This window comes from Nonomuraea sp. NPDC003709 (assembly GCF_040610775.1).
Lineage (GTDB): Bacteria > Actinomycetota > Actinomycetes > Streptosporangiales > Streptosporangiaceae > Nonomuraea > Nonomuraea angiospora_A.
In genome coordinates this window covers 492,354-508,316 of the sequence record NZ_JBEXMW010000001.1, presented here as the reverse complement: position 1 = coordinate 508,316, position 15,963 = coordinate 492,354, and the positions used below count along the sequence as shown (strand labels likewise).

Genomic DNA, 15,963 nt, shown 5'->3' with positions numbered 1-15,963 from the left:
GGCTGCGCCCCCCATCCCGCCCACGTCGTCAAAAGGCGGCTTCTGTTCGGGCACCGGAGGGCCCGTCGCCCCGCGGTCGCGAATAACATGGCGAGGTGCGTGCATACGGTCGGCGGAAGGTGCTGGCGCTCGCCGCCGGCGTACTGGCCGCGGCGACCGCCTGCACGGGCAATGCCCCGGCCGAGCCGTCCAAGGCGGCCGCGACCTCGTCGGCGTCCGCGTCCCCCTCGCCCTCCGTCCCCATGACGGCCGTCACTCAGGCCGAGGCCACGGAGGAGTTCTTCAAGTTCACGGCCACCGACGACACGCTGCGGGCTCCGAGCGAGTTCCAGGGACGCCTGGACATGGAGCTGAAGGACGTCGTGACAGGCGGGCAGTTGCCGCTGACCGCGGCGGCGTTCCTGTCGCATGACTTCGCGCCTGCCCGCTACAGGTGGGGGACGCCGAAGCTGTTCGTGCCGAGGTTCGCGCCGACGGAGCAGGCGCCCTGGTTCAGCGCGCTGGTGACGCGCGACGGCAGCCCGACCCTGCTGACGTTCGCCAAGTCCGCCGACCGGTGGCGGCTCAGCTCCGCGGCCGAGCTCCTGCCCGGGCAGGAGGTGCCGGAGATCCAGCTCGACGCCGACGGCTACGCGACCGCGGTGGCGCCCGACGACAAGACGGTCACGATCAGCCCGCAGTTCATGGGTCCGGTGCACGCCAGCGTGGCCGAGACAGGGGCGGCCGGGCCCACGGCCGGGCTGCTCGCGCCGGGGCCGTACACGACCGAGGTGGCCGCGCAGATCGCCCATCTCCGGGATGTTCTCAAGAACAGTACAGAGCAAGGCGGTTACAGCTACGACTCGATCTTCAGCGCCGACAACTTCCCTGTGTACTCGCTGCGGACCAAGGACGGCGGGGCGCTGATCCAGTATTCGCTGTCGCGGACGTCGACCACGACCGCCGTGACGAAGGCGGCCGAGGACGAGGGGATTTCGGTGCCCGAGCCGGCCCAATGGGCGCTCGGCAAACCGAAGGTGCGCAAGACGCTGCGACTGATCGAGACACACCAGTACGCCACCGTGGTGCCTCCCCTGAAGGCCCCCGCCGCCGCCGACGTCATCGCCCACGACGGCGCCCTGACACGCGCCTCGGGCCAGTAGCAACTTGAGTTGACTAATTCGCCTGTAGGCAACTATGGTTGCTTGCATGCCGGCCGACATTCCCGAACCCCAGGAGCCCGCTGACGCGCTGGCGGCCGTGGTCGCACTGCGGCGCCTGGCCGATCAGCTGGAGGACGCCGCCGTCGAGCAGGCGATGCGGGCCGGCTGGAGCTGGCCGCAGGTCGCCGAGGCGCTCGGAGTCACCCGTCAAGCGGTGCACAAGAAGCACGTCAAGCGGCTCATCGCCGCCGGCGTCACGCTGAGGAGACGACAGTGAGCGCGATCGACCACTACATCCAGGCCGTCATCCTGCACGGCCAGACCGAGGCCAGGCAGGACGGGTCCGCCGCGATAGAGGCGCACCACCTGCTCCTGGGCATCGCCGCCCAGGAGGGCACCGCCGCCCGCGAGGTCCTGACCTCGGTGGGGCTGGACCGCCGGGCGATCCGCGACGCGCTGGACCGGGAGTTCGAGCACAGCCTGGGCACGGCCGGGGTGTCGGCCGCCTCGTTCGGCCTCCCGGCGCCGACCCCCGACCCGGACCGCCGTGTGAGCCTGGGGGCCTCGGGACGGCTCTCCCTCGAACGCGGCTTCGCCTCCGCCACGGGCAAGAAGGACCTCAGACCCGGCCACCTGGTGCTCGGGATCCTGGAGGCCGAGGTCGGCACCGTGCCCCGCGCGCTCACCCTGGCAGGGGTGGACCGGGCCGCGCTGGCGACCCGCCTCCGGCAGGTACTGGCGGACGGGAGCTGGTGACCCCCTGGAGCGCCCTGGAAGGCGCCCCACGCCACGCGGCGCTCCGGGCGCACCACCGGGGCATGGCCGAGCACAGGCCCGGGCCGCTGTAGACACAGCGGCCGGGCCGGACCCGGACCGCGGTACGCACGGCGGCCGGGCCGGGCCACCGTAAGCACAGCGGCCTGGCTACGCCTCCGTGTGCGGGAGGTTGCTGGCCGCCACCAGGGTCCGGATCGCCCGCAGCGCGACCGACAGGGTGGCCAGGTCGAAGTGGTCGCTCTCCCAGATCTCCGAGAGCGTCTGCCGCGCCCTGGAGACCGCCGCCGAGTTGGCCTCCGACCACCGGGCCAGCCGCTCCTCCGGCGGCAGCCCCGGCGTGCTGTGGGCCAGCACGTCGCGGGTCAGCGAGGCGTGCGCGGCGTAGAGGTCGTCGCGCAGGGCGGAGCGGGCCATCGAGTTCCAGCGGTTGTCCCGGGGCAGCGCGATGATGCGCTCCCGGAGGCGGGCCAGCTGGAGCCGGTCCGCCAGGTCGAAGTAGACCTCCGCCACCTCGGCGACCGGGCGGCCCGTCAGCGACGCCACCTCCACCAGGTCCAGCATGGAGTACGCGGGCACCATGGCGGCCGCCCGCTCGGCCAGCTCCAGCGGCACCCCCCTGGCCACGAACGAGTCGCGGCGCTCCTCGTAGGCGGCCAGGTCGGGCCCGGTCAGCAGCTTGGGGATGTGGGTCAGCAGGCCGTTGACGCCCTTCATGAAGAAGGCGACCGACCCTGCCAGGTCCAGCGGCGGGCGGCGGTTGACCAGCAGCCAGCGGGTGCCGCGCTCGGCCAGCTTGCGGGCCTCCAGCAGCATGGCGATCTGGGTGGCCGTGTCGACCTTGTTGTCCAGCGCCTCTATGGCCCGGTGGAAGCTGGGCAGGTCGAACACCTCGCGCGCCACGAGGTAGGCACGCACGATGTCGGGGGTCGAGGCCCCGGTCTCCTCCCCGAAGCGGTACATGAACGTGGTGCCCATGGAGTTGACCAGCTCGTTCACCACGCAGGTGGTGATGATCTCGCGCCGCAGCGGGTGGGCGTCCATGTAGGGGCGGAAGCGCTCGCGCAGCGCGGACGGGAAGTACGACACCAGCCACGAGGCCAGGTAGGGGTCGTCGGGCAGGTCGGAGCCCAGCAGCTCGGCGTCGGCGACCAGCTTGGTGTAGGCCAGCAGGACGGAGAACTCGGGCGCGGTCAGGCCGAGCCTTGCCTGGCGGCGCTCGGCCAGCGTCTTGTCCGAGGGCAGGAACTCCAGCTCCCGGTTGACCAGGCCGTCCCGTTCGAGGCGGCGCAGGTATCGGGAGTGGATGTGGAGCATCTCGACGGCCTGGGTGCGGGCCGCGGCGAGGACCACGTTCTGCGCGTAGTTGTCACGCAGCACCAGGTCGGCGACCTCGTCGGTCATCGAGGTGAAGACCTGGTTGCGCTGCTTGTCGGTCAGCTCGCCGTCGCGGACGACCTGGTCGAGCAGGATCTTGATGTTCACCTCGTGGTCGGAGGTGTCGACCCCCGCCGAGTTGTCGATGAAGTCGGTGTTGACCAGCCCGCCGTTCAGCGCGAACTCGATGCGGGCGAGCTGGGTGAACCCCAGGTTGCCGCCCTCGCCGATGACCTTGCAGCGCAGGTCCGCGGCGTTGACCCGCAGCCCGTCGTTGGCCTTGTCGCCCACGTCCGCGTTGGACTCGGAGCCGGCCTTGACGTAGGTGCCGATGCCGCCGTTCCACAGCAGGTCGACGGGGGCCCGCAGGATGGCGCTGATCAGGTCGTTGGGGGCCAGGGAGGTGACCCCGGCGGGGATGCCGAGCGCCTCGCGCATCTGCGGCGTGATGTGGATGGACTTGGCCGTACGGGGGAAGATGCCGCCGCCGGCCGAGATCAGCTTGGCGTCGTAGTCCTCCCAGGAACTGCGTGGCAGCTCGAAGAGGCGCTGCCGCTCCGCGTACGAGGCGGCCGCGTCGGGCGAGGGGTCGACGAAGATGTGCCGGTGGTCGAAGGCGGCCACCAGCCGGATGTGGCGGGACAGCAGCATGCCGTTGCCGAACACGTCGCCGGACATGTCGCCGATGCCGGCCACCGTGAAGTCGGTGCTCTGCACGTCCAGGCCCGTGGTCCGGAAGTGGTACTTGACCGACTCCCAGGCTCCGCGGGCGGTGATGCCCATGGCCTTGTGGTCGTAGCCGATCGAGCCGCCGGAGGCGAACGCGTCGCCCAGCCAGAAGCCGTACTCCTTGGCCACGCTGTTGGCGATGTCGGAGAAGGTCGCGGTGCCCTTGTCGGCGGCGACCACGAGGTAGGTGTCGTCGCCGTCGTGCCTGACCACGTCGGGCGGCGGCACGACCTTGCCGTCCACGAGGTTGTCGGTCACGTCGAGCAGGCCGGAGATGAACGTCCGGTAGCAGGCGACGCCTTCGACGAGCATCTCCTCGCGCGTTCCGGACACAGGCGGCTGTTTGACGACAAATCCGCCTTTAGACCCAGTGGGGACGATGACGGTGTTTTTCACCATCTGCGCCTTTACCAGGCCGAGAATCTCCGTACGGAAGTCCTCCATCCGGTCCGACCACCGCAGCCCGCCCCGCGCCACTTTCCCGAAGCGCAGGTGCACGCCCTCGACCCGCGGCGAATAGACGAATATTTCGTACTTTGGCCGCGGCAGCGGCAGGACGCTGATCGCCTGCGGGTCGAACTTGAGGGATATGTACGGTTTGCGGTGCCCATCGACCCTTTGGAAGTAATTCGTGCGCAATGTCGCCTGAATCATCTCCAGGTACGCCCGCAGGATCCGGTCCTCGTCCAGCGAGGCCACCTCGTCGAGCGCGCCCAGGATCTCCTCGTTGAGCGCCTCGGCGAGATCGAGCCGCACGTCCTCGCCGCGCCGCGGATCGAGCTTGGCCTCGAAGAAGCTCACCAGCAGCCGCGCCAGCCGCACGTTCCCGGCCAGCACCCGCTCCATGTAGGTCTGCGAGAACGTGCCTCCGGCCTGGCGCAGGTACTTGGCGTACACCCGGAGGATCTCGACCTGCTCCCAGGTCAGCCCGGCGCTCAGGATGAGCGAGTTGAGGTCGTCGGCCTCGACCTGCCCCTTCCAGAGGGCGCTGAGCCCGTCCTGGAACAGCCGCTTGAAGTCGTCCCTGCCGACCTCCTCCGTCGGCGTGTACCGCAGGCCGAAGTCGTAGATCCAGGCGTTCTTGGTGTTGGGGTCGTTGTCGCGGTCGATCTCGTACGGCCGCTCGTCCACGACCTCGACGCCGAGCCGCTGGATCAGCGGCAGCGCCTCGGAGAGCGAGATGGGCGAGCCGACCTTGTAGATCTTGAGCCGCCGCTCCCCCTCGGCCGCGTCGTACGGCTCGTAGAGGTTGATGTCCACCTCCGCGCCGTCGCCCACGGCCACGAGGTCCTCCAGGCGGCGCAGGTCCACGACGGCCACCTTGGGCGGGAAGTCCGCCTTGTAGCCCTCGGGGAACGCGGAGGCGTACCGCTTGATGAGCGCGGGCGCCTCGTCCTCGGCGGTCCTCCGCCCCAGCTCGGTGGCCAGGTCGTCCTCCCAGGAGCGGGTCAGGGCGGCCAGCCGCGCCTCCAGCTCCTCGACGTCCACGCTCGGTGGCGGGAGCTGCTTGCCCCGCTCGCCCCGCACGACCACGTGCAGCCGGGCCAGCACCGACTCGCCGATCATCGCGCTGTAGTCGAGCGACTTGCCGCCCAGGGCCTTCAGCAGCACCTCCTGCATCTTCAGCCGCACCTTGGTGGTGTAGCGGTCGCGCGGCAGGTAGATCAGGCAGGAGATGTAGCGGCCGTAGTCGTCGCGGCGCAGGAAGAGCTTGACCTGCTTGCGCTCGCGCAGCCGCAGCACGCCCAGCGCGATCGGCAGGAGTTGGTCGATCGAGGTCTGGAAGAGCTCGTCGCGCGGGAACGTCTCGAGGATCTCGATCAGGTCCTTGCCGTCGTGGCTGTCGGGCGCCAGCCCGGCCCTGTCCAGCACCTCCGCCAGCTTCCGGCGGAGCACGGGGATCCTGGAGATCGACTCGTTGTACGCCACGTGCGTGAACAGGCCCAGGAAGCGCCGCTCGCCGATCACCTCGCCCTCGGACGAGAAGATCTTGACGCCGATGTAGTCGAGGTAGGTCGCCCGGTGGACGGTGGCCCTCGAGTTGGCCTTGGTGGTGATCACGAGCTGCTTGTCGCGCGCCTTGGCGCGCACCTCGGCGGGCAGCGCCGAGAAGCTTTCCGAGCCGACCTTGTCGTCGCGCAGGATGCCCAGCGCCGCGCCCGGCAGCGCCCGCAGCGTCTCGCCCTCGTCGGTGTGCTCGAGCCGGTACTCGCGGTAGCCCAGGAAGGTGAAGTGCCCGTCGGCGAGCCAGCGCAGCAGGTCGATGCTGTCCTCGACCTCCGCGGGCTCCAGCGGCGGCGGGCTCATGCCCAGGTCCTCGGCGGTCTGTACGGCCAGCGCCCGCATCTTCCTGAAGTCCTCGACCGCGTGGCGCACGTCGGTGAGCACCCGCTGCAGGTCGGCCTCGAGCGCCTTGAGCGCCTCGGGATCGGCCTGCCGGTCGACCTCGATGTGCATCCACGACTCGACCAGCATCTGGCCGGTGACGTCCTCCTGGCCGCGGCCGAGCATCCGGCCCGTCATGTCGCGGCGCACCCGCATCTGGGGGTGGACCAGCAGGTGGATGCCCAGGTCGTGACGGTCGAGCTCCATCGTGACGGAGTCGACGAGGAACGGCATGTCGTCCGTGACCACCTCGACGACCGAGTGGCCCGGGTCCCAGCCGTTCTCGTCCAGCGTGGGGGTGTAGGCGCGGACGACCGCCCGGCCCTGGGGGCGGACCTCGGCCAGCTGCCGCTGCGACATCGCGGGGCCGTACACGTCAACGGGGTTGCGGTCGAGCAGGTCCTCCGGCGCGACGTGCCGGTAGTAGAACCGGAGGAAGGACAGGGCCTCCTCGGGGCCCACATGTTCGCTGCTCGCCGCGCAACTTTCCGCGGCTCGCTGGAGCAGCTCGTCCTTGGCCTCGTCGAGGGGCATTTCGGTCTCACTCCTTTGTGAGGGTTTGCCAAAGCTGTTCATAGCCAGGCCCTTAGTTCCCACAGCAGCGGGAAGTAGTGCAAACGCGTTCTGCCGCGTAGATAGGGGGCGCCTGTCGAGCCGCCGGTGCCCGACTTGGTGCCGATTTGACGTTCGACCATCTGGACATGACGCGTCCGCCACTGCGCGGCGGTCGCGTCGTGCGTCAGCAGGTCTTCGGCCAGTTGCCACAGGTCGTCGTACGACCCGCGGTCCCTCGCCACGGCCAGCAGCGAGCCCATGATCTCGTCGTCGGAGACCGGCAGGCCACGCTGGGAGAGGGCGGTGAGGTAAGCATCCCACAGTGAGGGCTCCTCCAGCCTGCGGCGCAGCCGTGCGAGCTCCGTGTCGCTGGCGTGCCTGAAGCTGCCGAGATAGCGCTCGTCCTTCAGCCCGGACAGGAACTCCAGCTCCCGGAACTGCACCGACTGGAAGCCGCTGGCGGGCGCCAGCTTCTCCCGGAACATGAGGAAGTCCTGGGGCGTCATCGTCTCCAGGACGTCCACCTGCTCGATCAGCACCTTCTCGACCGCGTGCACCCGTCGGAACAGGTGCCTGGCCCGCCAGAGCTCGCCGGCGAACATGGCCTCGCGGGCGTTCTCCAGCTCGTGGAGCAGCAGCTTGAACCACAGCTCGTAGACCTGGTGGATGGTGATGAAGAGCAGCTCGTCGGGCGCTTCCGACTGTGGCCGTTGCTGTGCGAGAAGCGCGGGCAGGCGAAGGTAGCCGCCGTACGACAGCCGGCCGCCTTCCTCGCCGAACCGCCGATGCGGGGGAACGGGCGCATCTCCGTCGATGCCCACCGAACACCTCCCCCTGACCGTCCGGTCACGCTACACCGGACGCAACGCCTCGCCGTACCGATACCACCCGAAAAGGGCACAGACGTCAACGTACAGACGTCAGCGTGACATCGACCTCGGGGGGTCGTCATCGGAGGCTGCGGGAGCGTTCTTGAGCTCGTCGAGCTCTTCCGGAAGCTCGGCAAGCTCAATCAGCTCCGCCTGGCATATCTCACACGTATCGAGGTGGCGTTCGAAGGCCTCGTGCTCATCCTCATCGAGGACTCCGAGGACATAGGCAGCCACCTCGTCATGCATCAGCCGGCTACCCCCTTGTCCCGCAGCAGTTCGCGGAGAGCCCGGATCCCGTAATAGAGCCGGGACTTCACCGTGCCCGGAGGTATCCCCAGTATCTCCGCCGCTTCACTAATCGTACGGTCTCGGAGGTAGGTCTGCTCTATGACTTCGCGGTGTTCTTCAGAGAGGCTGCGAAGGGCGTCGGCGACGACCATCCGCGACAGAGCTCGCTCCGAGCCGTCGGGTACGGCCATCATGTCGACTTCGGGCGGCTCGACCTCTTGAGGCCGGACGCTCTTCCGTCGACGTCCATCGATAACGATGCGGCGGGCTACCGTCAGTAGCCACGCCCATATAAGGCTTGGTTCCCACTGCAGTCTTGCCGAGTTTTTCCAGGCTCGGACGAGCGTCTCCTGCACCACGTCTTCGGCCCATTGAAGGTCGTTACCTGTCGATTTGCGTACGTGGCGCAGCAGAGGGCCGCCGAACTCCTGGTAAAGCACCGCGATGCGATGCTCCGCCTCGGCATCCGCACTCTCGAACCTGCCGTCGAGGTGACCTAGCACGGGGCACATCTTTACACCTTCGTTATCTCAGCGGTAGCCACTCCGATAACTCCAGTCATTTCTAACTATCTCCGGCCATGTGCTGAACCAAGCCCGAGAGACTCGCGTACCTCCGACCATGCACAGGCTTTTGCGCGGTGGCGAGCTGTTCATGCTCGGTGGCTTCGTCGTGGCGGCCGCGGTGACGATCGTGCTGGTCATGCCGCCTTCGATCGATCCCGCCGCCACTGCGGCGACCCAGACATCATCGGGGCCCGTCACGGCCGCCGACCGTGACCTGCTCATCAAGGTACGGCAGGCCGGTCTCTGGGAGATGCCCGCGGGCGACTATGCCCAGACCCGCGCCGAGTCCCAGCGCGTCAAGGAAGTCGGCAGGCTGATCATGCAGGACCACCAGAGGCTGGACCTGATGACACGGCAAACCGCCAAGAAGCTCGGTGTGGCACTGCCCAGCGAGCCCAACGCCGATCAGCAGAGCTGGATGGCCCAGCTGGCTGCGGAGCGCGGACCCGCCTTCGACCAGGACTTCGCGAACCTGTTGCGTGCCGCGCACGGCAAGGTCTTCACCGTCGTGGCGGCTGTACGGGCCGGTACGCGCAATGCGGAGATCAGGAAGTTCGCCCAGGAAGGCATCAACTTCGTCATGCGCCACATGACGCTCCTGGAGTCCACCGGCCTGGTCGATCACACGCAGTTGCCCGAGCCTCCGACGCCCTCACCAGCTCCACCCGTCGCGATGGCGGTTGAAAAGAGGAGAGACGCATGACGAGATCTAGACGCATGGCCTCGGCCGTGTCCGCCTTGGCCGTGGTGGCCGGCGGATTGGTGTCCGCGGCCGTCATCGGCGTCGGCCCCGCGCGCGCCGACCACTGCGACCCGGCACAGGCCTCCCAGGAGCAGCAGCAGGGTCAGCGGAACCGGAACAACAACCAGAATCAGAACCAGGACCAGCAACAAGATCAAGATCAGCAGGGACAGGATCAGAACCAGCAGGACCAGAACCAGAACCAGGATCAGAACGGGCAGAACCAAGACCAGAACAACAACCAGCAGAACAACAACCAGCAGAACGGCCAGCAGCAGAACAACCAGCAGCAGGGCCAGCAGCAGGACCAGAACGGCGACCAGCAGCAGAACGCCGACCAGCAGGGCCAGGGCGGCGGGCGCGCCGTGCTCGACCCGGCCCAGAACCCCGACGCCCAGAACCCCGACGCCCAGAACCCTGACGCCCAGAACCCCGACCCGGAGCAGACCGCCGAGACGTTCGGCCGCCGCAACCGGCCGACCAGGAACCCCGGCCAGGGCAACAACGGTAATAACGGGAACAACGGCAACAACGGGAACAACGGCAACGGAAGCGCCTCCCCCAGCCCGTCCCCCACGGCGTCCGAGGAGCACAACGAGAACGAGTGCGCCGACCTGGGCCCGTTCGTCGAGGACTTCGTCGACATCCGCCAGGTGGCGCCGCGTCAGCTTGACGCCCGCATCGGCAGGGGCGGCTCGCGCGGCACCTTCGTCTCCGCGTGCGGGACGAACCGCAACGGCCACAACAACCCGGACAACTTCATCGTCGCCCCCGGCGTGAGCAACGGAGCCCACCACCTCCACGACTACGTGGGCAACCTGTCAACGGACGGCTTCTCCACGGACGAGAGCCTGGCCGCCGCGGGCACCACGTGCCGGCTGGGCGATAAATCCACCTACTTCTGGCCGGTCCTCAGAGACCGCAAGGTGGACGTGAACACTCAGGATGCGGACGGCAACGTCGGCCAGGTGCTGCGTGCACGCTCCGTGACGCTCCAGTTCCGCGGCAACGCCAGCTCCCAGGTCGTCGCGATGCCGAGGTTCCTCAGGCTGATCACCGGTGACGCCAAGGCCGCCACCAACGGCGCCGGCAACGCCAGGGCCGCCTGGAGCTGCACGGGATTCCAAAACCGCATAAGTCCCGACAAATATCCGCTTTGCCCGCGCGGCAGCCAAGTCGTTCGTATTCTGGACTTCCCTAGCTGCTGGGACGGCCAGAACACTGATAGCGCCAATCACCGAACGCACGTGGTCTTCCCTGGACAGGGTGGCGCCTGCCCGCAAGGAACCAAGGCGGTGCCGGCTTTGCGCATGACCCTCACGTACACCGTGCCGCAAGGCCCGTCATTCGCCGTGGACGCCTTCCCTGAACAGAAGCACAACCCCGTCACCGACCACGCCGACTTCGCGAACGTGATGCCCGACCGGCTGATGCAGTTCGTCGTCTCTTGCATCAACCGGGGCCGCCGATGCTGATCTGAAAGCCCTCACGGGCTACCCAGCCTTCCGAGTCGCACCCTCACCCGACCTTGGAGGGAACCTTAGATGCTCCACAGACGACACCCCCGGCACACTCCCACCAAGTTAGACACCCGCAGTGTCCGACTGGGAGCCAGCGCCATGGTCATGGCAGTCGTGCTGTCGGCGTTCGCGCTGACCAGGACAGACCGTGGCATAGCAATCCTCGGCCGGGTGGTCGGCTTCCTCGAGTTCTACGTGGGCGTGATGGCCCTGGTGACCTTCACCGCGACCGTCGCGCTCGGCATCATCACCACCGAGCGGGTCTTCCTGTCTCCGGTCAACCGGGTCAGGTCGCAGCTCGCCCACAAGGCCTTCGGCCTTCTCGGGATGATCTTCCTGATCACGCACATCTCCCTCATGATCAGCCTGGGCCACGTGCCGCCGGGCGCGGCGGTCGTCCCGATCGCCGGAATCAACAAGGGTCTCGGCATCCTGGCCTTCGACATGATGATCGTGGCCGTGGCCACGGGACTGCTCAGGAGGCGCTGGGCGGCGAAGGCCAGGCCATGGATGTGGCGGGTGATGCACTCGGTCGCGTACCTGGGCTGGCCCGTCGCCATCATGCACGGCCTGACGGCCGGCCGTCCGCCGGCCGGCTGGGTGGCCTGGTCCTACGTGGCCAGCATCGCGGCGGTCGGCGGAGCGCTGGTCATCCGCGTGCTGGCCGCGGCCTTCCGGCCGCCGGTCACGCTCGAGAAGATCCAGGGGCCGGCGGTGACCAACCCCGCCGCCATGGGCGTACCCGCCGAGCAGCCGCAGAAGGTCGCGGCGGGGAACGCCGCCGCCGCGGCAGCTGCGGCAGCGGCCGCGGGCCCGGGCCCGGCCCAGAGAAGGAACGCACCGGTAAGCCTCGCCGACGCGCGGCGCAGGTATCGGGAGGCCGGATGAGACCGCCTCAGGAGACCCGGTTGACCCCCGCAACCCGACAGGAGCGATCGTGATTCCGGCCCGAGTGCCGCGGGTCTTACGGATGGGTCCGGCCCGGCTGACCGCCGGGCTGGACCAGACCCGCCGACTGGACCTGCCCGCCCACCGCACCCTCCACGGTTCCCCCAAGCCGCGCGACCTGGATCAGCTCATCTCGATGGCCAACGAGGTGGACATGCGCGGCCGGGGCGGCGCGGCGTTCCCGTTCGCGCGCAAGCTGCGGGCCGTCGCCGACGCGGTGGGCTCGAGCGGCGAGTGCGTCGTCCTCATCAACGGCGCCGAGGGCGAGCCGGCCAGCTCCAAGGACGCCATGCTGCTCACCCGCAACCCCCACCTGGTCCTCGACGGCGCCGTGCTGGCCGCCGAGGCGCTGGGCGCCCGCGAGGTGGTTCTCGCCACGGCCGGCGGCGAGGTCGCCGAGGCGTCCGTCAGCGCCGCCGTGGACGAGCGCCGGGCCGCGAACGTCGCCGGCGGCGCGGAGAGCCGCATCCCGATCCGGGTGGTCGGGATCAAGGAACGGTTCATCTCCGGCGAGGGCGGCGCGCTCGTCAACGCCGTCAACGGCGAGATAGGCATCCCGCCCGGCCGCAAGAGGCGCGCCGCGATCAGCGGCGTGGACGGGCTGCCGACCCTGCTGTCCAACACCGAGACGTACGCGCAGCTGGCGCTGCTGGCCGAGCTCGGCCCGGAGAGGTACGCCGAGGTCGGCACGCCCAAGGAGCCCGGCACCATCCTGCTCACCGTCAGCGGCGGCGCGGCCAACGGCGCGGTCATCGAGGCGCCGACCGGCACGTACCTGGCGGACGTGCTCGCGCTCACCGAGGCCGAGATCGGCGACGGGGTGCTCATCGGGGGCTACCACGGCGCCTGGCTGTCGGCCGAGGTGGCGCAGACGGCCGTGATCTCGCGCGAGGGCATGAAGCTCGCCGGCGCGACCCTGGGGGCCGGGATCATCGTCCCGCTCGGCGAGTCGACGTGCTCGCTGGGCGAGGCCGCCCGGGTCACCTCCTACCTGGCGGGCGAGTCGGCCGGCCAGTGCGGCCCGTGCCGGCTCGGCCTGCCGGACCTGGCGTGGGCCATGAACGCGCTGGTCGAGGGCAGCGGCTCCGTGGACGCCGTACGGCGCTGCGTGCGCGGCGTCGAGCGGCGGGGGGCGTGCTTCCACCCGGACGGCACGGCCAAGTTCGTGCTGTCGGCGCTGGACGCGTTCGAGAGCGAGATCGCGCTCCACCTCGAGCACGGTTCGTGCGGCCGGCCGGTCCGCGGCGCGCTGCCGATGCCCGAGCCCGAGAAGGACTACGTGGAGTACCGGCTGGAGGTCGACTGGTCCCGCTGCGCGGGACACGGACTCTGTGCCCATCTGCTGCCGGAGTTCGTGGAACTGGACGACTACGGGTTCCCGTCGTTCAGGACCGTCCCGGGCTGGATGGCCAAGGAGGCGCGGCGCACGGTCGAGATGTGCCCCGCGCTGGCCCTGCGGATGGTCCAGACCACGGGAGACGGTCACGGTGGTCCGGCTCCGAAGCCGGCCGCCTCGCCGCTGCGGCTCGTCAAGGACGGAGCCCTCAAGAAGTCCGAGAAGAGCGGCCCGCCGCGGCTCACCCGGGTGGGGGGCGCCACTCCCAGGAGCGCGTTCGGAGGGAGCGCCGGCTGAGCTCTGAAGTGATGGAGATGTGACCAAACCTGGCGGGTCATCCGGACGTCTCACCGAGCGGCTCAACACCGATCACACGGAGGCGTCCATGGACCGCCGGGACTTTCTGCATGTCGCCGCGCTCGCCCCGCTGGCCGCCACCGCGCGGTCTACTGGCACGTCCGGGCTCTCCGCGCCGCCGCCCAACTGGGCGAGGCTGCGGAGACAGCTGAAGGGCACGCTCGTGCTGCCGGGCGACGCCGGGTACGACACCGCGCGCCGCCTGTACAACCCCGCCTACGACCGGATCCGGCCGGGCGGGGTCGCTTACTGTGCGAACGCGGCCGACGTGTCGGCATGCCTGACGTTCGCGCGCACCGGCGGCGTGCCGGTCACCACCCGTTCGGGAGGTCACTCCTACGCGGGCTGGTCCACGGGCCCCGGGCTGGTGATCGACGTGTCCAGGATGAGCTCGGTCGCCTATGCGGGCGGCCGGGCCACGATCGGCGCGGGCGCCAAGCTGATCGACGTCTACGACAAGCTCGCCCGCCACGGCGTGAGCATCCCCGCAGGCTCCTGTCCCACGGTCGGCGTCGGCGGTCTCACGCTCGGCGGGGGCATCGGCGTGGTGTCCCGGAAGTACGGGCTCACCTGCGACAACCTCCAGTCGGTACGCGTCGTCACGGCCGACGGCCGGACGCTGGACTGCGACGCCGCGCGCAACACCGGCCTCTACTGGGCCTGCAGGGGCGGTGGCGGCGGGAACTTCGGCGTGGCGGTGTCCTTCACGTTCAGGACGTTCGCGGCGCGCGACGTCACGGTGTTCTTCCTGCACTGGCCGTGGGCCAAGGCGGGGGCCGCGGTCAAGGCGTGGCAGTCGTGGGGGCCTTCGGCGCCGGACGAGCTGTGGTCCTCGCTGCACCTGGGACGCTCGGGCGGCGGCCTGGACGTCGCGATCGTCGGCACGTACGTGGGCGGCAAGCCCGCGCTCGACCGGCTGCTGGCCCCGCTCGTCGGCAAGATCGGGCAGCCCTCCTCCCGCTCGGCCCGGACGGTCCCCTATCTGGACGGCATGAAGATCATGGGCGGCTGCGCGGCCATGTCGATCGCCGAGTGCCGGCGGATGCCGCGGGAGGCGTTCGCGGCCAAGTCGCACATGGCGTACCGGAAGCTGCCGGCGGACGGCGTGCGGGCGCTGGTGGACGGGGTGGCGCGGGGCGGGCGGCACTCGGTGCTGCTGGACGCCATGGGCGGGGCCATCGGCCGGGTCGGTCCGGCGGACACGGCGTTCCCGCATCGGGCGGCGCTTTACAGCGTGCAGTATTACGCGGAGGGGACGGATCGGCGGTGGCTGCGCGGGCTACATTCCGACATGTCACCATTTTTCGGTGATCATGCTTACGTTAATTACATCGACCCCGATTTGAGTAATTGGCGAAATGCGTACTACGGGCCCAATGCGGCCCGGCTGGCCGAGGTGAAATCCACGTACGACCCCGGCCGGCTGTTCCGGCTGCCCCAGGGCATCTAGATCTGTCCGCGTACGTACACCGGCTCCCCCTCCTTCACCATGTTGAACACGCGCACGGAGGTCGACAGCGGCATGCGTACGCAGCCGTGCGAGGCGGGCCTGAGCGGCACCTCCGTCGAGCCGTGCATGGCGATGCCGCCGACGAAGTAGAGCGAGTTGAACATCGAGCCCAGCAGGCCCGTCGTCCAGCCGGGCGCCTTCCTGGTCACCCGGAAGTCGCCCACCGGCGTGATCGCGTTGCCGCAGTGGCCCTTCTCGCAGTACTGCTCCTCGGCGCCGGTGGAGACGTGGGTGACCAGCACCGGGCGGTTGTCGCGATAGATGGTGAGCAGCTGGTGGGTCAGGCTGATCTCGATCCGGTTCGCGCCGCCCTGCGGCACCAGCGGGCGCAGGCCCTTGCTCCGCCTGAGCGCCGCCCACGTCTTCGGCCCCACCTCGCCCCTCGGCACCATCCCCCTGCTCTTGTGCAACCCCCAGACCGCGTACCTCGTCTGCTCGTCATAGACGCCGTGCGCCTGGCCGAAGTAGAAGCCGCCGTCGTGCAGGCGCCGCTGGAGCTGCCTGACCATCTCGCCCCGGTCGCCCGGCCGCAGCACACCGATCTTCCCGGCGCGGGAGCCCTTGACGCCTTTGACCACCCGGACCTGCTTCACCGGCTCCGGCACCGTCTCCACCACCGGGTCCGGCAGCACGTCCGGCACCGCCTCCACCGCCGGGACGCCCGTGTCGGTCTGGACGCCCGGGTCCCCCTGCGGGAGCTCGTCCGCCAGAGCGGGCGCCGCGGCCAGCAGCGGCAGAAAACATCCCGCGGCCAGCGCCGCCATTCCCCTTATCCTCATAAATCGACGCGTACCCAGATCGCCGATAATTCACATCCAACGGGAGGTTTTGTCAAGCAAAGTCCGCGAGAATATCAATCCCG

At 69.4% G+C, this 15,963-nt stretch carries 13 protein-coding genes; 8 read left to right on the top strand and 5 right to left on the bottom strand.

Annotated elements, in window-relative coordinates; genetic code table 11:
• The first annotated feature begins 95 nt into the window (after positions 1 to 95).
• The 3 genes from ABZX61_RS02430 to ABZX61_RS02420 are packed head-to-tail and all read left to right on the top strand — an operon-like array spanning position 96 to position 1,898.
• Positions 96 to 1,142, top strand: a complete 1,047-nt coding sequence (locus ABZX61_RS02430; protein WP_355190856.1) for a hypothetical protein — start codon at positions 96 to 98, stop codon at positions 1,140 to 1,142.
• 46 nt (positions 1,143 to 1,188) lie between these two features.
• Positions 1,189 to 1,419, top strand: a complete 231-nt coding sequence (locus tag ABZX61_RS02425; RefSeq protein ID WP_350728452.1) for a hypothetical protein — start codon at positions 1,189 to 1,191, stop codon at positions 1,417 to 1,419.
• Positions 1,416 to 1,898, top strand: coding sequence for a Clp protease N-terminal domain-containing protein (locus tag ABZX61_RS02420; protein ID WP_355190854.1), 483 nt, complete (start codon positions 1,416 to 1,418; stop codon positions 1,896 to 1,898). The genes ABZX61_RS02425 and ABZX61_RS02420 overlap by 4 nt, the downstream gene beginning before the upstream one ends.
• A gap of 168 nt (positions 1,899 to 2,066) precedes the next feature.
• Here the strand turns inward: ABZX61_RS02420 and ABZX61_RS02415 are convergent, their stop codons facing one another.
• From ABZX61_RS02415 to ABZX61_RS02400, 4 genes are all read right to left on the bottom strand, one after another.
• Complete coding sequence (locus ABZX61_RS02415) at positions 2,067 to 6,941, bottom strand: NAD-glutamate dehydrogenase (protein WP_355190852.1); 4,875 nt, start codon at positions 6,939 to 6,941, stop codon at positions 2,067 to 2,069.
• 38 nt (positions 6,942 to 6,979) lie between these two features.
• Positions 6,980 to 7,783, bottom strand: coding sequence for a tryptophan 2,3-dioxygenase family protein (locus ABZX61_RS02410; protein WP_350728449.1), 804 nt, complete (start codon positions 7,781 to 7,783; stop codon positions 6,980 to 6,982).
• Positions 7,784 to 7,882: 99 nt separating this feature from the next.
• The gene (locus ABZX61_RS02405) at positions 7,883 to 8,080 is read right to left on the bottom strand and encodes a zf-HC2 domain-containing protein (protein WP_355190849.1); all 198 of its coding nucleotides are present in this window, start codon (positions 8,078 to 8,080) and stop codon (positions 7,883 to 7,885) included.
• Entirely contained in the window at positions 8,080 to 8,634 is a 555-nt protein-coding gene (locus ABZX61_RS02400) for a sigma-70 family RNA polymerase sigma factor (RefSeq protein WP_221519425.1), read from the bottom strand. The genes ABZX61_RS02405 and ABZX61_RS02400 overlap by 1 nt, the downstream gene beginning before the upstream one ends.
• A gap of 160 nt (positions 8,635 to 8,794) precedes the next feature.
• Between ABZX61_RS02400 and ABZX61_RS02395 the strand changes: the two genes are divergently transcribed.
• The 5 genes from ABZX61_RS02395 to ABZX61_RS02375 all read left to right on the top strand — a co-directional run bounded on the left by ABZX61_RS02395 (position 8,795) and on the right by ABZX61_RS02375 (position 15,041).
• Complete coding sequence (locus ABZX61_RS02395) at positions 8,795 to 9,391, top strand: DUF4142 domain-containing protein (protein ID WP_355190847.1); 597 nt, start codon at positions 8,795 to 8,797, stop codon at positions 9,389 to 9,391.
• Positions 9,388 to 10,905: a DUF1996 domain-containing protein gene (locus tag ABZX61_RS02390; RefSeq protein WP_355190846.1), complete on the top strand. Its 1,518-nt coding sequence runs from the start codon at positions 9,388 to 9,390 to the stop codon at positions 10,903 to 10,905. The genes ABZX61_RS02395 and ABZX61_RS02390 overlap by 4 nt, the downstream gene beginning before the upstream one ends.
• 144 nt (positions 10,906 to 11,049) lie before the next feature.
• Complete coding sequence (locus ABZX61_RS02385) at positions 11,050 to 11,838, top strand: hypothetical protein (protein WP_355190844.1); 789 nt, start codon at positions 11,050 to 11,052, stop codon at positions 11,836 to 11,838.
• A 49-nt stretch (positions 11,839 to 11,887) separates the two neighbouring features.
• Positions 11,888 to 13,531: an NADH-ubiquinone oxidoreductase-F iron-sulfur binding region domain-containing protein gene (locus tag ABZX61_RS02380; RefSeq protein ID WP_350728446.1), complete on the top strand. Its 1,644-nt coding sequence runs from the start codon at positions 11,888 to 11,890 to the stop codon at positions 13,529 to 13,531.
• Between the two features lie 88 nt (positions 13,532 to 13,619).
• Positions 13,620 to 15,041 (top strand): FAD-binding oxidoreductase, encoded by a 1,422-nt coding sequence (locus tag ABZX61_RS02375; protein ID WP_355190842.1) that lies wholly within the window; start codon positions 13,620 to 13,622, stop codon positions 15,039 to 15,041.
• On the opposite strand, the gene ABZX61_RS02370 is transcribed toward ABZX61_RS02375, so the two are convergent.
• The gene (locus ABZX61_RS02370) at positions 15,038 to 15,865 is read right to left on the bottom strand and encodes a L,D-transpeptidase family protein (protein WP_355190840.1); all 828 of its coding nucleotides are present in this window, start codon (positions 15,863 to 15,865) and stop codon (positions 15,038 to 15,040) included. The two genes, ABZX61_RS02375 and ABZX61_RS02370, sit on opposite strands and share 4 nt — an antisense overlap.
• Positions 15,866 to 15,963: the final 98 nt, after the last annotated feature.

Bases quoted from the DNA above. Each gene is read 5' to 3' on its own strand.
- ABZX61_RS02425 (WP_350728452.1), top strand. From the start codon at position 1,189: ATGCCGGCCGACATTCCCGAACCCCAGGAGCCCGCTGACGCGCTGGCG.
- ABZX61_RS02415 (WP_355190852.1), bottom strand. From the start codon at position 6,941: ATGCCCCTCGACGAGGCCAAGGACGAGCTGCTCCAGCGAGCCGCGGAA.
- ABZX61_RS02405 (WP_355190849.1), bottom strand. From the start codon at position 8,080: ATGCATGACGAGGTGGCTGCCTATGTCCTCGGAGTCCTCGATGAGGAT.
- ABZX61_RS02400 (WP_221519425.1), bottom strand. From the start codon at position 8,634: ATGTGCCCCGTGCTAGGTCACCTCGACGGCAGGTTCGAGAGTGCGGAT.
- ABZX61_RS02390 (WP_355190846.1), top strand. From the start codon at position 9,388: ATGACGAGATCTAGACGCATGGCCTCGGCCGTGTCCGCCTTGGCCGTG.
- ABZX61_RS02385 (WP_355190844.1), top strand. From the start codon at position 11,050: ATGGTCATGGCAGTCGTGCTGTCGGCGTTCGCGCTGACCAGGACAGAC.
- ABZX61_RS02375 (WP_355190842.1), top strand. From the start codon at position 13,620: ATGGACCGCCGGGACTTTCTGCATGTCGCCGCGCTCGCCCCGCTGGCC.
- ABZX61_RS02370 (WP_355190840.1), bottom strand. From the start codon at position 15,865: ATGGCGGCGCTGGCCGCGGGATGTTTTCTGCCGCTGCTGGCCGCGGCG.